This is a genomic window from Streptomyces flavotricini (genome assembly GCF_020639365.1).
GTDB lineage: Bacteria > Actinomycetota > Actinomycetes > Streptomycetales > Streptomycetaceae > Streptomyces > Streptomyces flavotricini.
On sequence record NZ_JAINUL010000001.1, the window covers coordinates 8,464,722 to 8,478,324 of the forward strand.

The window sequence follows — 13,603 nt, forward strand, 5'->3', positions numbered from 1 at the left end:
CCCCACTCCCGCCAACGGAGGAAACATGGCCGGCGCGGCGCCGCAGCAGACAGACGTGGAAGGCGTGGACGGAGGTGTGGGCGTGACCGCCCTCCTGGTCGCCGCGGCAAGGGCGATCGAGACCTACCGCCACGACAGCCTGGCCCAGGACGTCTACGCGGAACACTTCGTGCGCGCCGCCCCGGCATGCACGGACTGGCCGGTCCGCATCGAGCAGGTCCCGGACGGGGACGACAACCCACTGTGGGGCCGGTTCGCCCGCTACTTCGGCCTGCGGACCAGGGTCCTCGACGACTTCCTCCTCCAGTCGGTCCGTACGGACGTCCGCCAAGTCGTCCTGCTGGGCGCGGGGTTGGACACACGCGCCTTCCGGCTGGACTGGCCATCCGACTTGGTGGTCTTCGAGATCGACAGAGCGGGCGTGCTGGCCTTCAAGCAGCAGGTGCTCACGGACCTGTCGGCCGCCCCGAAGGTGAAGCGCGTACCCGTGCCGGTCGACTTGCGCGCGGACTGGGTCACCGCGCTGACCACCGTCGGCTTCGACCCGGCCGTGCCGAGCGTCTGGCTGGCCGAGGGTCTCCTCTTCTACCTGCCGAGCACAGCCGAGACGAACCTCATCGACACGGTGGACAGGCTGACCACCGGAGGCAGTGCTCTGGCCTTCGAGGCCAAGCTGGAGAAGGACCTGCTGGCGTACCGCGACAGCCCGATCTACACGGCGACGCGCGAACAGATCGGCATCGACCTGCTCCACCTCTTCGACACCGGCCCACGACCCGACTCCGCGGGCGACCTGGCGGCCAAGGGCTGGTCCACCTCGATGCACACGCCCTTCGACTTCAGCCGCCGGCACCGACGTGGCCCCCTCCCCACGCCGAACGACGCGCTGGAGGGAAACCGGTGGGTCTTCGCGCACAAGCCCCGGTCATGACGTCCGCAGCGCTCACGACGACGTCCGCACAGGGCCCGGCATCCCGTACCTGGCCGGGGGCTTCACCGGGGTCGGGAACGACCGGCCGACAGCACAGGAGTTGAGAGCGGGTCCCTGCCGCAGGCCCCGCTCAGTGGGACACCTCCCGGCAGAGGCGGCAGCCCGTTGCGTCGTAGCGATGGACGCCTGGGCCCGGGACCGCGAGCGGCGCTCCATGATGAACGAGCGCCTGCCCCCCCGGACAGCCGCTGACGGGCGGGCCGTGTCAGACGGCCTGGGCAGCCACCAGCTGGTCGCCCGGGATCCCGGCCAGATCCGGCGCGTAGTAGTCCTCGATGCCGGCGGCCCACGTGGCCACGGTGATGCGGTCCTCGGCGTCCGGGCCGAAGGCGTCGAAGAGCGCGTGGATGTTCGCCTTCTCGAAGCCGATCGCCGTCATCAGCGATTCGAAGAGCGGGCGCTCGATCAGGCCGTCCTTGTCGGGGTCACCAAGTGCGGCGAGCGCCTCGGCGAACTCGGTGATCGTGGGACCGAAGCGCTCGGGGTCGAGCACGAACGGACGAAACTCGTCGACCGTGATCACACCGTCGCCGTTGGCGTCCAGTTCAGTGGCCAGCGTCGTCCAGTAGCGGCGGAACGCGGCCCGGATCGCGGCCTTGGCGCCGTCGTCCGATGCGACGGCCGCCTCCAGAACACGGCCCGTCATGAGGTCGAAGTCGTCGGAGTCGATGACTCCGTTGCCATTGGCGTCGAAGAGGGAGAAGACCAGCTCGACCCGCTTGGCGGCCTCAGTTCGCATTTCCGTCACCTGTCTTCAGCAGCCCGTCGATCCCGGGCCTGGCTCAATGAGTGCTTCTACGTAACCGTGCTGGGAGAGAGGCGTGACGGTGAGGCGGTTTCCGCTACCGGAAGGAGTGAGTTCACTGACAATCAGTCCGGGTGGGCCGGACCGGACGCCTGCGGTCCGGGCGAGGCCGCCCACCTCTCTCCCCCCTCACCTCCGGTGGGGAATTCCGGACAACCGCCCCGGAGCCCGGCAGACCCGGGCCCGGCTCCACTGGGCGAAGCATCGGTAGACCGTCTGCCGGCTCGGGCCGAACACCGGCGGCAGCTGCCGCCACGTGCAGCCCGAGGTCGCCACGAAGATGATCGCGGCCAATGCCTCGCGGTCACCGGCTCGCCGCCGACCGCCACCTTGCGGACGTATGACCTCCGTCGGCGGTACCACCCGCCGGAACAGCACCCACAACTCGTCAGGCACCAGCCGCTCGACCAGATCCGTCATGCACGGTTCAACGAACGATCACGCCAAAAGAAGCGATGTCTAAGAGGTCGTTTTCGTCCGTTGTTTCATCCCGGGATGGTCTGTTTGGTGGGTTTCTTGGGGTCGCGCCAGGAGATGGTGTTCTCGCTGGTGATGCGGCGGGTCATGAGGTCGGTCATGGCGAGGTGGATGATGGCTTCGGAGCGTCCGGGGAGGGTTTCGTAGTCGCGGGCCAGGCGGCGGTGGAGCATGAGCCAGCCGTAGGTCCGCTCGACGGCCCACCGCTTCGGTATGGGGGTGAAACCTCTGGTCCCGGGCTTGCGGGCGGTGATTTCCATGTCGATGCCGAGGGTGGCGGCGTGCTCGACGAGGTGCTGGCGGTAGCCGCCGTCGACCCAGACCTTGCGCAGGCGGGGATGTTCGGCGGCGACGCGGTCGATGAGCCGGGTGCCGGCGACGGAGTCCTGCACGCTGGCCGCGGTGACCAGCACGGTGAGGAGGAGGCCGAGTGTGTCGGTGACGATGCTCCGTTTGCGGCCCGCGATCTTCTTGCTCGCGTCGATGCCCTGGCTGGCAGCGGGAACGCTGGTGGAGGTTTTGACGCTCTGGGCGTCGATCACACACGCCGAGGGCTCCGCGTCCCGTCCCTCCTTCTCGCGCAGAAGTTGTCGCAGGACTCCGTTGAGCTGGGCGAACACGCCCTCGTCCGCCCACCTGGCGAAGTAGCCGTAGACGCTCTGGTGCGGCGGGAAGTCGTGCGGGAGGTAGGCCCACTGGCAGCCGGTGCGGTCCACGTAGAGGATCGCGTTCATGATCTCGCGCAGGTCATGCCGAGGAGGCCGGCCGAAGTCCAGAGCGCGGCCCCGGCGCTCGAAGCGCCACGCGGACAGCACCGGCTCGATCAACTCCCAGCGCGCATCGGACAGATCACTCGGATACGGGCGTCGCGTCGTCATGATTCCTGCGTACCGCCGCGGACCGAGTGCGCCCAGGCGCACAGCCGCGGCACCGGAAGTAAACCGGCCATCTGACCGGACATCCTGGGATGAGACAGGAACAAGACCCGACCCGCCCCACCCGCCACCTCACCCGGCAAACAGGCACCGACTCCCCCCATGGCCACTACCGCACCACGACCGACCACCTCCAGAACCACACCAAAATATTCCTATCCAGGTTAAATCGACCTCTAAGAGGTCGTTTTCATCTCTCTCAAGTCGTTATCGACTGATTTGAGGATGGCTGGATGGTGGTGCAGGAGAGTCGGCAGGTGTGGCCGCGCCCGATGAGGCCTGAGGGGTGACGAATGAGGCGAGGAGTTGCTCCTGTCTGTCTCATCCCAGGATGCCCGGCGAGCCATGCCGGGCGCTTCGGTCGTCATCCCGGTGTGCCTGGGCGGACTCGGTCCGGCGCGGTACGCCGGAAGCATGGGGAAACGACGTCCGTATCCGAGCGAGCTGTCCGATGCCCGCTGGGAGTTGACTGAGGCGGTGCTGTCCGCGTGGCGTTTCGAGCGCCGTGGCAGGGCTCTGGACTTCGGCCGGCCTCCACGCCATGACCTGCGCGAGATCATGAACGCGATCCTCTACGTGGACCGCACCGGCTGCCAGTGGGCCTACCTCCCACATGACTTCCCGCCGCACCAGAGCGTCAGGACCTCCACCAGCGTTCCCGCCGCCGGCCAGGGCATCGACGCGGGCAAGAAGATCGCGGGCCGCAAACGGAGCATCGTCACCGACACGCTCGGCCTCCTCCTCGCGGTGGTGGTCACCGCGGCCAGCGTGCGGGACTCCGCCGCCGGCACCCGGCTCATCGACGCGTCGCCGCTGAACATCCCGCAATCCGCAAGGTCTGGGTCGACGGCGGCTACCGCCAGCACCTCGTCGAACACGCCGCCACCCTCGGAATCGACATGGAGATCACGGCACGCAAGCCGGGACAAGGGGGTTCCCCCCACCCCCAAGCGGTGGGCCGTTGAGCGGACCTATGGCTGGCTCATGCTCCACCGCCGCCTGGCCCGCGACTGCGAAACCCTTCCCACCCGTTCCGCAGCCATCATCCAGCTTGCGATGACCGACCTCATGGCCCGCCGCCTCACCGGCGAGAACACCACCTCCCGGCGCGACCCAAAGAATCCACCAAAACAGGCCAAAACGGGATGAAACAACAGACCAAAACGACCTCTACTAGGACCAGTTCCGGGCACGCCTACTTCTGCGCGGCGGGCGGGGTGAGGCCGCGGTGTTCGACGCTGGTGTGGATGCCGCGGGCGGTGAGGATCTCGGTGAGGGCGCCGTCGGCGACGACGGCGCGGGTGCGTCCTTCGGCGTCGCCGACGAGGACCCCCACGATCAGGTTCGACTTGGCGTTGTGGTCGAGGAGAGCCTGGGCCTGGTCGGCATTCCGGGACAGCGGGGTGAAGGTGCGGGGCGACTCCAGACGTGCCCGACGGCGTCCTCGTCCGTGCCGTCACGGTCGGCCACGGCCCGTTCGAGGCCACCCGAGGAGCCATGTAAGGAATTATTGACACCGTGTACGAATGACTTTACATTCCTCGTGTCAAAGTTGTTTTACACGGAAGTGGGTGCGGACGTGGCCTTCGAGGAGAAGCGCGCATGGATCGCGGCGGTGGTGGCCATCACCGGGTACGCCGTCTACCTGGCCGTCGTACTGGGGCGGGCCGGCGGCGGCGTGCCGCTCGCGGAGGTCGCGTACGCGGCCCCGCTGCTGTGGACGGTCGGGGGCGCGATCGTCGCCGCCATCGCCCTGAACATCGCCGTCGCGCTGGCCTCGCCCCGCGAGGCGGACGCCAAGGACCAGCGGGACAAGGAGATCGGCCGCCTCGGCGATCTCGCCGGACAGTCCTTCCTCGTCATCGGCGCCGTGGCCGCACTGGTCCTGTCGATGGCCGAGGCGGACCACTTCTGGATCTCCAACGTGATCTACCTGGGGTTCGTCCTGTCGGCGCTGCTCGGTTCCACCGTGAAGCTCGCCGCCTACCGGTGGGGGTTCCAGTCGTGGTGAAGGCGACCGGCATCACGAACCGGATCCGGACCCTGCGCTTCGAGCACGCGGAGATGACTCAGGCCGAGCTGGCGGAACGCGTCGGCGTGACCCGGCAGACCGTCATCGCCATCGAGAAGGGCCGCTACTCCCCCTCCCTCGAAACGGCGTTCCGAATCGCCCGCGTCTTCACGGTCCCGCTAGAACAGGTCTTCCAGTACATGGACGAGCAGTACGACGAACAGCACACGAACGAGGAAGGGACGGCGCCGTGAAGGCGATCGCGCAGGACACGTACGGCAACAGCGAGGTACTGGGGCTCCGGGACGTGCAGACGCCCACCCCGGGTGGTGGCGAGGTGCTGATCGCGGTCCGGGCCGCCGCCCTGGACGCCGGGGTCTGGCACCTCATGACCGGCCGGCCCTACCTGGTCCGCCTGATGGGATACGGGCTGCGCAGACCGAAGGTGCCCGTGCGGGGCCGTGAGGTGGCAGGTCGGATCGAGGCTGTCGGCGAGGGGGTGACCGGCTTCCGGGTGGGGGACGAGGTGTTCGGCGTCTGCGAGGGGTCGTTCGCCGAGTTCGCGACCGCCCGACAGGACAAGATCGCCGCCGTGCCCGCGGGCATTCCCCCGGAGCACGCGGCGGCCCTCCCCGTCTCGGGCCTCACCGCGCTCCAGGCCCTGCGCGACGCGGGCCGCGTCCGACCGGGGCAGCGGGTCCTGGTCATCGGCGCGGCGGGCGGGGTGGGCACGTACGCGGTACAGCTGGCCAAGGCGTACGGCGCGCACGTCACCGGTGTGTGCAGCACCTCGAAGACGGAGCTGGTGCGCTCGCTCGGCGCGGACGAGGTCGTCGACTACACCCGCGAGGAGTTCGCCGACGGCGTCCGTGCCTACGACCTCATACTCGACACCGCCGGCAACCGCGCTCTCTCGCACCTGAGACGGGCCTTGACCCCTCGGGGGACGCTCGTCCTCGTCGGCGGTGAGGGTGGCGGTCGCTGGATCGGCACGATGGCCCGGGTGCTGCGCGCGGCGCTGCTGAACCCGTTCGTGCGGCACACCCTCAAGCCGTTCATGGCCGCGGAGCGCCGGGCCGACCTGGAAGTCCTCGGACGGCACGTCGAGGCGGGTGAGCTGACGCCGGCCATCCACCGTGTCCGCCCCCTCGCCGAGGCTGCGGCCGCGATCGACGCGATGCACCGGGGCGAGGCCCGGGGCAAGACCCTGATCGTTCCCTAGGCCGGCGCCCGGGCGCGCTCAGCGGTGCGCGGCGATGGTCTTGGTGATCCAGCCCTTGTACGCGGGCACGGAGGTCCAGATCCCGGGACCGCCGGCGCAGTGCGGGTCGGCGGCGTGGTCGCCGTCCCCGGAGGTGGCACCGACGAGCTGCCAGCGGCCGGCGAGGCGCTGGATCTGCGGCCCTCCGGAGTCGCCGGAGCAGGCCATCGCCCGGGGGGTGCGGGCGGCCGTGCACAGCTCGCTCTTGCCGTTGATCTCGGCGCACTCGCCGGTGGCGATGCTGCGGGTGTCGAGTTCCTGGAGGCGCTCGGGGAAGACCCACTGCGCGGGGTCCAAGGCGTCGACGACGGTTCCGAAGCCGATGACCCGGGTGGCGGCGCCCACCTTCGGCGCGTGGTCGGCCATGGCGACGGGCTTCTGCCGGACGGGGCGGTCGAGCTTCAGCAGGGCGATGTCGGCGGTCGAACGCTCCTCGCCCAGTCCGTCGTACCCCGGGTGGACCACCTTCTGGACGATCTTGGCGACCGTACCGCCCGAATGCCGTGCGGCGCTGCCGATCCGGACCGTCCCGGTCGGGTGGGTCGCCCCGACGTCCTGGGCGCAGTGCGCGGCCGTCACCACCCATTGGGGGGCGATCAGCGCGCCGCCGCAGACTCCGTCGAGTGAGGCCGGGCCCTCGTCCAGCGTCATCGGGATCGAGGCCATGAACGGATACGCCTCGGTGGAGTCCTTCCCGTGGACGATCGCCTGGGCACCGGTGGCGGACGCCACCAGGCACAGGACGGCGGCGGCCCCGACCGCCGTGACCCGGGCCGGGAGACGGAGGACCGTCCGGGAGCGGGCGGTCGGACGGTGCGGGCCGGGAGGCGGAGTGGAAACGCTCATGAGGTTGTCCTTCCCAGCGGCGCTCGGCTGATGCGCGCGGGAAGCGGGAGGCTGCACGGCACGGGAAGGACGCACGGAACGGGGGCGGGCTCGTCGGCGGGGTCCTGGAGGGGCGTGTTGCGCAGGTCGATCCGGAGGGCCCCGGTCGGGGTGGAGGGGACGCCGTGGTCGAAGCCGAAGGTCTCGATCTGGATCCAGGACTGTTCGTTGGTGTCGTAGTTCATGGTCGTGGTCCTCTTCGTCGGTGTGCGGGCGGGCGGGTGGGTCAGCGTTCGACCGTGCCAGCGCTTTTCCGGACTAAGTGGAGGCGGCCAGAACCGAGGGGACGCAGCCGCGGAGCTGCACGTATCCTCCGAGCCGTGACACCGACATACGTGCTGGACGGCAGGCAGATCAGAACGCTGGAGGACTTCTGGCGAGTCATCGGCGTAGCGATCAACGGTCCGGGGGGCTACTTCGGTCGAAGCCTCGACGCCTTCGCTGACTGCCTCAGTGGTGGCTTCGGAGCGCCCGACGACGATGACTACGTGGTTGAGTGGCGCGACCACCAGGTGTCTCGCCAGCATCTCGGCTATCCGGAGACAGCTCGCCAGCTTGAGATCCGGTTGTCACACTGTCACCCCACGAACCGGCCCTCGGTCAGCGCCGATCTTGCCGCAGCGAGACAAGAGCGCGGGACCACTGTCTTCGATTGGCTGATCGAGATTTTCAACGATCGCGCACCTGGCGTTCTGCGACTCCGGTGACTGGTCATAGGGGCGCCTTGTGCAGCACACGGAGCAGGAGCCTCGTCGTGTGAGAACCGCTTCGGTATGACAGTCGACGAAGTGGTCGAGGCGGCTGAGATACTCGGCCAGACGAACGTCAGCGATTGTGCACGGGACCACGCGATCTTCTCGCCAACTTGGGAGGTCGAAGTCCACCGTCGCGGGGCCGCTCCTTCTCCGCCTGCCGTCGCCCCCGGCGGCACCACAGTCCTCCGGGAGGCGCTTGGGCCGGTTTCATCGGCTACGCCGAGATCCGCCAGTGGGGTTTCGTCGCGCCGTCAGGGGGATTCGTGACGGCCGCTGGCTGCGTGGCGGGTGCGCTCGCGGTAGGCGCGGGAGCGGCACGAGGGTGAGCAGTAGCGGGCCGGACGTCCGTTGACCGGGCCTCCGGGCCGGACCGGCATGGAGCCGCCGCACGCGGGACACCCGGATGCGACGGGTGCAGGACTCGGCCCAGCGACCTCCGCGACCTCCACGGGTGTCGCGGACGCTGGCACCCGGTGCTGGGTGAGGCCCTGCCGTTCGGCGATGACCCCCGCCTCGAAGCGGCTGTGCGCGCCCAGGCTCTCCAGCAGTTCCGAGACGTGGCGGCGGCAGGTGCGCAGGGAGATGCCGAGGCGGCGGGCGATGGTGTCGTCTTTGAAGCCCTTGGCGAGCAGGACGAGGATGGACTGCTTCATGGCCTGCGACACGCCGTGCGCGGCCTGGGGGCCGGTGGCGTACGCAGTGGCGTTGGCCCAGTCCCGTTCGAAGACGTCCAGGAGGTAGCCGAGGAGGTCGGGTTCGCGGATGAGCAGCGCGCCGCCGGAGCGGGCCGGGAGCAGGGCCAGGGACTGGTCCACGATGATCATCTGGGGCAGGACCTCGGGGAGGGTGCGGATCTCGGCGCCGGCGGCGACCAGTTGCTCGGCGTGGGTACGGGTGGGCTGGTCGAAGCGGGTGGCGTGCTGGTAGAGGCTGCGCATGCGGATGCCGCGGGCGAGGAGGGCCAGGTCGCGCGGGAGGGCTTCGCGCAGGGCGGCGACGGGGAAGGAGCCGCCGTGCTTGGAGACCAGGACCTCGCTGTGGCAGGAGTCGATGACCTCGGTGAGCAGGTTGCGGACCGCGAACTTGTCGGGCAGGTGGTCGATGGTGCCCTGGGGGAAGGCGTGCTGGCGGGCCTGGAGGTAGACGGGCGTCAGGGCGGCGAGGCTGTCCTGCTCTTGCTGGATGCGGCGGCGCTGGGTGCGCAGGGCCTCCTCCTGGGCGCGTAGCGCGGCGTCGCGGTCGGAGAGCAGCCGGCTCGCGGCGGCCTGCGGGCTGACCGGCTGCCAGCGCACGCCCTGGGTACCGGCGGTGGGGAGCTCCTGGAGGAGGCAGGCGGCGAGGAGGGAGTCCAGGGCCCGGGCGGCCTCGTGGTCGTCGATGCCGGTCTCCGCCGCGGCCCGGGCCAGGGTGTCCCGGGTGAGGTGGGCGTGGACGACGGTCCAGCGGTAGAGCAGGACCGCGGCGCCGTCGAGTCCCTGTATTCCCGCCGACTCGCCGTCACCTGCTGGTACGTCCACGGAACCCCTCCTAAAAGTGCATGGCACACAGATGATGCCCGGCAGGGCTGCCGCCGCGGGCGCCGGGTTGGCACAGTGGTGATCACAGTCGGCCGGAACGGGCGGCGGTGCACACAGGACCACACACCGGCGGAGTGACCGCCGCCGGGTGACAGCAGGAGTTGACGCACATGCGGGGAAACACGCGCCGGGCCATGGTGGCCTTCGTACTGGCCACGGGCATCACGACGGGCGGCCTCGCCGCCTCCGCCGTCGCCGCCGCTTCGGAGCTGCCCGGCACCGGGCACCGGGTCGGCGTCGGCGTGGAGATCCCGGGGCTCGACCCCGGCAAGGACTGCATCGTGACGACCGCGTGGGGCGATACCACCTGCCCGGCCCGGCAGTACTAGACCTCCCGGAGGAACGGGAGAGGGGGCGGCGGGTTCCATCCGCCGTCGGTTGGGTGGTCGTGGGCCCTTTCCCGATTGAGCAGTAGGCGCGGAGCGACACGGTACGCGCGGCACATACGGCAAGCGCGGCAGGCGCAGCTCACCGGGCACGTGGCACACAGGCCTGACGCAGCGGCCTGACACACGCGCGAACACAGCGCCTGGCCACCGCCGTCGACCGGCGGTGGCCAGGCGCGCCCTTTTCACACCCCTCACCGAAGGCTCAACCACCATGAAAGCACCCAAGCGGGATAAGTCGTCACGGTGCCGGACGACCGTCGCGGCGAGCCTGGCCCTGGCCGGTACCCTGCTCGCCGTCCCGTACATAGCCCAGGCCGCCACCGCCGACGAACCGGTCTCCGGACCGGTCCAGGCGCCCCCCTCCGAACTGGGCTGGCCGAACATCGGGGGCTCCTGGACCGCGTGGCAAGTGGCGCCGAACGGGGGCTGAGTCCCGGCTCGGGGGTCCGGCAGGGAGCGCGCCCCGCGTGACCAGCATGGTGTCCGTCCCTTGCACGTGGAACTTCACCCGCCAGCCCGCCATTCGTAGGCGATGGACTTCGCCCGCACCATCAAGAAGGCCGTCCCCCGCCAGCGGGTCATCCTCACCGTGCACGAAATGAAGCGCCTCGAACGCGGCACCGCCGAACTCCCGGCCGTCACCGAACTCCTGGCCATCGCCGAGGACCTACGCCACCACGACATCCAGACGGACCATCGATTCACCCTGAAAGGAATTTTCAACAGTGAGCAGTAAAGCTCATTCGAGTCGATTGCAGAAACGCTTCCCTCTCATAGGGGCTCTGCTCTGCATTCTCAGTATGCTCATCCTGATTCCCGCGTCACCGGCCCAGGCTCAACCGACTCCATTCACAAGTATCAACCTGGTGACCTGGAACTCTCTCGGTCAAAACTGGAGCAGCGTCGCCGCCCTCCTGAGCCGTGGACACGGTCGGGAGAACCAGTTGGCGGTAATCCAGGAGGCAGGCCCCGCGCCCGCCGAGATGCAGGACTTCGGCGTCGTGGCGGAACGAACGTTCGGCAACGTGACGTACCAAGTGCGCCGTTACCGCTGGGAAGCGCCCGGCGCGACCTACCAGGTCTACTGGATGAACGGAAACGCCGCCAATGGCGGACGGGTCAACTTCGCCATAGTCGCAAGGGAAATGGCACTGTCCGTCCTCATCGCGCCGCCCCCGCGCCCCAACACCCGCCCCTCCTTCGGTATCAGGATCGGCCTGGACTACTATTTCAACGTACATGCGCCGTCTCCGAACAACGGGCAGGATGCTATTCAAATCCTGTCGAACATCAGCGACACCGTGGCAGCTGTCGACGGCTTGAACTGGACCGCGATAGGGGATTTCAATGTAAACCCTGGCACCCTTCAGCCCTACATCAACGGAGTATGGCCGACGGTGGGCAGGCGGCCGGTGATCTATCAACCCGGTGTGCCCACACAGGATAGCGGGGGAACTCTTGACTACATGGTGTCCAGTCATAGCTTCCCGGGGCTGCGCATGGTCCGTGACGGCCAGATCGGAAGCAGCGACCACTACCCGGTGTACAACGAGTTCAATTTGAGTGGCGGGGGGGAGGAATACTACCTTCGGTCCAACAAGTATCCGAATTACACCATGCAGCCAAATGGCAGCCCGTACACCGGCGACAGCGTTATTCTCGGATACCCCTCGTCCCCGTTCGATGAATTCGTCTTCTCTGGCTCGTTTTCGAAAGCGAAGGCGGCGGGCGTAGGGGCGGCAGCGGCACTGACAACGATCAAGGAAGCGGACAGTGGCCTCTGCCTGGACCCGCTCGGGTACGTTTCGCAAGTCAGGGCGAAGCTGGAACTCTACCCGTGCTCCGGGTCAGTGGATCAGACGTTCTCCACAGACCCCGCCGACACCGGAGGTACCGGCATGAAATCGATGATGATACGTCACGATCTCTCCGGGCTCTGCCTGAGTGTGTTCGAAAGCAGTACGTCTGCCGAACCGACGTGGATTGGGCTCGACAACTGCAATAAGAACTCGATCAATCAGAGGTTCTCCATCATTGCGTGAGCGCGTCATGACGCTTGCCTGACCTGAACCTCGGCACTGTTCCGAAACCCTGTCATCGCCCCGCCCGCAACCTGGGCGGGGCGATTCACCTGTCACGACGCACCCGATGGATCGATCGCGACATCCGGACCGCCAGCTCGTCGGGCAGACGCTGCCCGGGCACTCCTCCCTGGCGGTCCTGTGACGACGGCATCAGGCAGCGCCTCGGCAATACCCCGATTCAGACGCGTACGTGGAAGGGCTACTGGAGCTACACCATACTGGGCTCCCTGTACGTGGGGTGGATCCCGAGCTGCCGCCGCGCGTACGCCGAGGTCTCGTGGAACAGCATCACGGGCTGGGGCCCGGGCAACCGCTTCGCGGGCGGGACGATCTACCTGAACGACGAGTACGGCAACTCCGTCGGCCGCGCCCCCTTCTCCCCGACAGTCAGGGCAGCACCAACTCCGGACCCGTCACCATCGACGCCGTACCGGTCAACTCCACCGATATCAGGCCGAGTTCAACGCCGTCATCGCGATCCGCGCCGACGAGACAGACAAGACCGGCAAGCACACCCCCGGCAAGGTGATCACCAGCCTCACCACCGGGACCGACGGCGCCGCCACCGTCCCCCTCGACGTCACGCTTAAGACCGTGTCCTATGTGGTGAGGCGGAGGAGTCGTTTGTAGCAGCAGAGGGCGGCGGCGAGGCCGAGGAAGGCCAGGTAGTTGCGGGGGTTGCGTTCGTAGCGGTGGTTGAGCCGGCGGTAGCCGGTCAGCCAGGACATGGTCTGCTCGATCACCCACCGCCGACGCCCTAACCGTTCGCTGGACTCGATTCCTTTGCGGCGATGCGGACGCCGATGCGTTTGCCGCGGAGCCATTTTCGCAGCTCAGGAATGTCGTAGGCCTTGTCCGCGTGCAGTTTCCGGGGCTTGAGGTGGCGGCCGCGGTGGGGGTCGTGTCTCGTTTGGTGACCGAGCACCATGGGCTTCAGGGCCTGGCTGTCGTGGGTGTTGGCGGCCGAGAGGCCGACGAGGAGGGGCAGTCCGGCCGCATCCGACAGGACGTGCATCTTGGAACCGGGCTTGCCCCGGTCCACGGGGCTCGGACCTGTGAGTTCGCCCCCTTTTTGGCCCTCACGTGGGCGGAGTCGAGGACGGCTCGGGAGAGATCGAGGAGCCCGGCGTCGTCGAGCCGGTGCAGGATCTCCTCGTGCAGCCGGCCCCAGACCCCGGCCCTCGACCAGATCAGGAACCGGCGATGGGCCGTCGACTTCGATATCCCGAAGCACGGTGGCAGGGCCCGCCAGGCACACCCGGAGACCAGTACGTAGATGATCGCCGCGAACAGCGTCTCATCAGGCGTGTCCCGCGTCCCGCCGCCCTGCGGCCGCACCCTTGACGACGGGATCAACGGCTTCGCGATCTCCCACAACCCGTCCGGAACAATCCAACTCCACGTACCCCGCCCCATGGACTACCCAACGACCG

At 68.4% G+C, this 13,603-nt stretch carries 15 protein-coding genes and 3 pseudogenes; 10 read left to right on the plus strand and 8 right to left on the minus strand.

The features are described 5' to 3' along the window. Positions 1–25: 25 nt before the first annotated feature. A complete protein-coding gene (locus K7B10_RS38890) occupies positions 26–931 on the plus strand; it encodes a class I SAM-dependent methyltransferase (protein ID WP_229345727.1) in 906 nt (301 codons plus the stop codon). Between the two features lie 265 nt (positions 932–1,196). Here the strand turns inward: K7B10_RS38890 and K7B10_RS38895 are convergent, their stop codons facing one another. The 3 genes and pseudogenes from K7B10_RS38895 to K7B10_RS38905 all read right to left on the minus strand — a co-directional run bounded on the left by K7B10_RS38895 (position 1,197) and on the right by K7B10_RS38905 (position 3,151). Then, complete coding sequence (locus tag K7B10_RS38895; protein WP_229344314.1) at positions 1,197–1,730, minus strand: EF-hand domain-containing protein; 534 nt, start codon at positions 1,728–1,730, stop codon at positions 1,197–1,199. Between the two features lie 240 nt (positions 1,731–1,970). Further along, positions 1,971–2,216: pseudogene (locus K7B10_RS38900) on the minus strand (transposase); the annotation flags it as partial. A gap of 65 nt (positions 2,217–2,281) precedes the next feature. Beyond that, positions 2,282–3,151 carry an IS5 family transposase gene (locus K7B10_RS38905; RefSeq protein WP_229344316.1) on the minus strand — a complete coding sequence of 290 codons (870 nt, stop codon included), beginning with the start codon at positions 3,149–3,151 and terminating at the stop codon, positions 2,282–2,284. A 471-nt stretch (positions 3,152–3,622) separates the two neighbouring features. On the opposite strand from K7B10_RS38905, the pseudogene K7B10_RS38910 reads away from it, so the two are divergent. After that, positions 3,623–4,357 (plus strand): annotated as a pseudogene (locus K7B10_RS38910) (transposase). Between the two features lie 46 nt (positions 4,358–4,403). Here the strand turns inward: K7B10_RS38910 and K7B10_RS38915 are convergent. Beyond that, positions 4,404–4,544: a hypothetical protein gene (locus tag K7B10_RS38915; protein ID WP_229344318.1), complete on the minus strand. Its 141-nt coding sequence runs from the start codon at positions 4,542–4,544 to the stop codon at positions 4,404–4,406. Positions 4,545–4,751: 207 nt separating this feature from the next. Here K7B10_RS38915 and K7B10_RS38920 point away from each other — a divergent pair, with 207 nt between their 5' ends. Genes K7B10_RS38920 through K7B10_RS38930 form a run of 3 tightly spaced genes read left to right on the plus strand, consistent with a single transcriptional unit; the run spans position 4,752 to position 6,441 of the window. Continuing rightward, positions 4,752–5,219, plus strand: coding sequence for a hypothetical protein (locus K7B10_RS38920; protein WP_229344320.1), 468 nt, complete (start codon positions 4,752–4,754; stop codon positions 5,217–5,219). After that, the gene (locus tag K7B10_RS41090; protein WP_372481518.1) at positions 5,213–5,473 is read left to right on the plus strand and encodes a helix-turn-helix transcriptional regulator; all 261 of its coding nucleotides are present in this window, start codon (positions 5,213–5,215) and stop codon (positions 5,471–5,473) included. The genes K7B10_RS38920 and K7B10_RS41090 overlap by 7 nt, the downstream gene beginning before the upstream one ends. Beyond that, positions 5,470–6,441 carry an NAD(P)-dependent alcohol dehydrogenase gene (locus K7B10_RS38930; protein ID WP_229344321.1) on the plus strand — a complete coding sequence of 324 codons (972 nt, stop codon included), beginning with the start codon at positions 5,470–5,472 and terminating at the stop codon, positions 6,439–6,441. The genes K7B10_RS41090 and K7B10_RS38930 overlap by 4 nt, the downstream gene beginning before the upstream one ends. Positions 6,442–6,459: 18 nt before the next feature. On the opposite strand, the gene K7B10_RS38935 is transcribed toward K7B10_RS38930, so the two are convergent. Then, positions 6,460–7,326 carry a S1 family peptidase gene (locus tag K7B10_RS38935; RefSeq protein WP_229344323.1) on the minus strand — a complete coding sequence of 289 codons (867 nt, stop codon included), beginning with the start codon at positions 7,324–7,326 and terminating at the stop codon, positions 6,460–6,462. After that, entirely contained in the window at positions 7,323–7,550 is a 228-nt protein-coding gene (locus tag K7B10_RS38940) for a hypothetical protein (RefSeq protein WP_229344325.1), read from the minus strand. Before K7B10_RS38940 ends, K7B10_RS38935 begins: the two co-directional genes overlap by 4 nt. 135 nt (positions 7,551–7,685) lie before the next feature. Between K7B10_RS38940 and K7B10_RS38945 the strand changes: the two genes are divergently transcribed. Beyond that, positions 7,686–8,072, plus strand: coding sequence for a barstar family protein (locus K7B10_RS38945; protein WP_229344327.1), 387 nt, complete (start codon positions 7,686–7,688; stop codon positions 8,070–8,072). 299 nt (positions 8,073–8,371) lie between these two features. On the opposite strand, the gene K7B10_RS41430 is transcribed toward K7B10_RS38945, so the two are convergent. Further along, the gene (locus K7B10_RS41430) at positions 8,372–9,637 is read right to left on the minus strand and encodes a helix-turn-helix transcriptional regulator (protein WP_229344329.1); all 1,266 of its coding nucleotides are present in this window, start codon (positions 9,635–9,637) and stop codon (positions 8,372–8,374) included. Positions 9,638–9,807: 170 nt separating this feature from the next. Here K7B10_RS41430 and K7B10_RS38955 point away from each other — a divergent pair, with 170 nt between their 5' ends. The 4 genes from K7B10_RS38955 to K7B10_RS38970 all read left to right on the plus strand — a co-directional run bounded on the left by K7B10_RS38955 (position 9,808) and on the right by K7B10_RS38970 (position 12,128). Next, positions 9,808–10,026 carry a hypothetical protein gene (locus tag K7B10_RS38955; protein WP_229344331.1) on the plus strand — a complete coding sequence of 73 codons (219 nt, stop codon included), beginning with the start codon at positions 9,808–9,810 and terminating at the stop codon, positions 10,024–10,026. Between the two features lie 271 nt (positions 10,027–10,297). After that, positions 10,298–10,516: a hypothetical protein gene (locus K7B10_RS38960; RefSeq protein ID WP_229344333.1), complete on the plus strand. Its 219-nt coding sequence runs from the start codon at positions 10,298–10,300 to the stop codon at positions 10,514–10,516. 102 nt (positions 10,517–10,618) lie between these two features. After that, positions 10,619–10,822, plus strand: coding sequence for a hypothetical protein (locus tag K7B10_RS38965; RefSeq protein ID WP_229344335.1), 204 nt, complete (start codon positions 10,619–10,621; stop codon positions 10,820–10,822). Between the two features lie 64 nt (positions 10,823–10,886). Then, positions 10,887–12,128 (plus strand): ricin-type beta-trefoil lectin domain protein, encoded by a 1,242-nt coding sequence (locus K7B10_RS38970; RefSeq protein WP_229344338.1) that lies wholly within the window; start codon positions 10,887–10,889, stop codon positions 12,126–12,128. A 641-nt stretch (positions 12,129–12,769) separates the two neighbouring features. Here K7B10_RS38970 and K7B10_RS38975 read toward each other — a convergent pair. Then, positions 12,770–13,586, minus strand: a pseudogene (locus K7B10_RS38975) (IS5 family transposase). Positions 13,587–13,603: the final 17 nt, after the last annotated feature.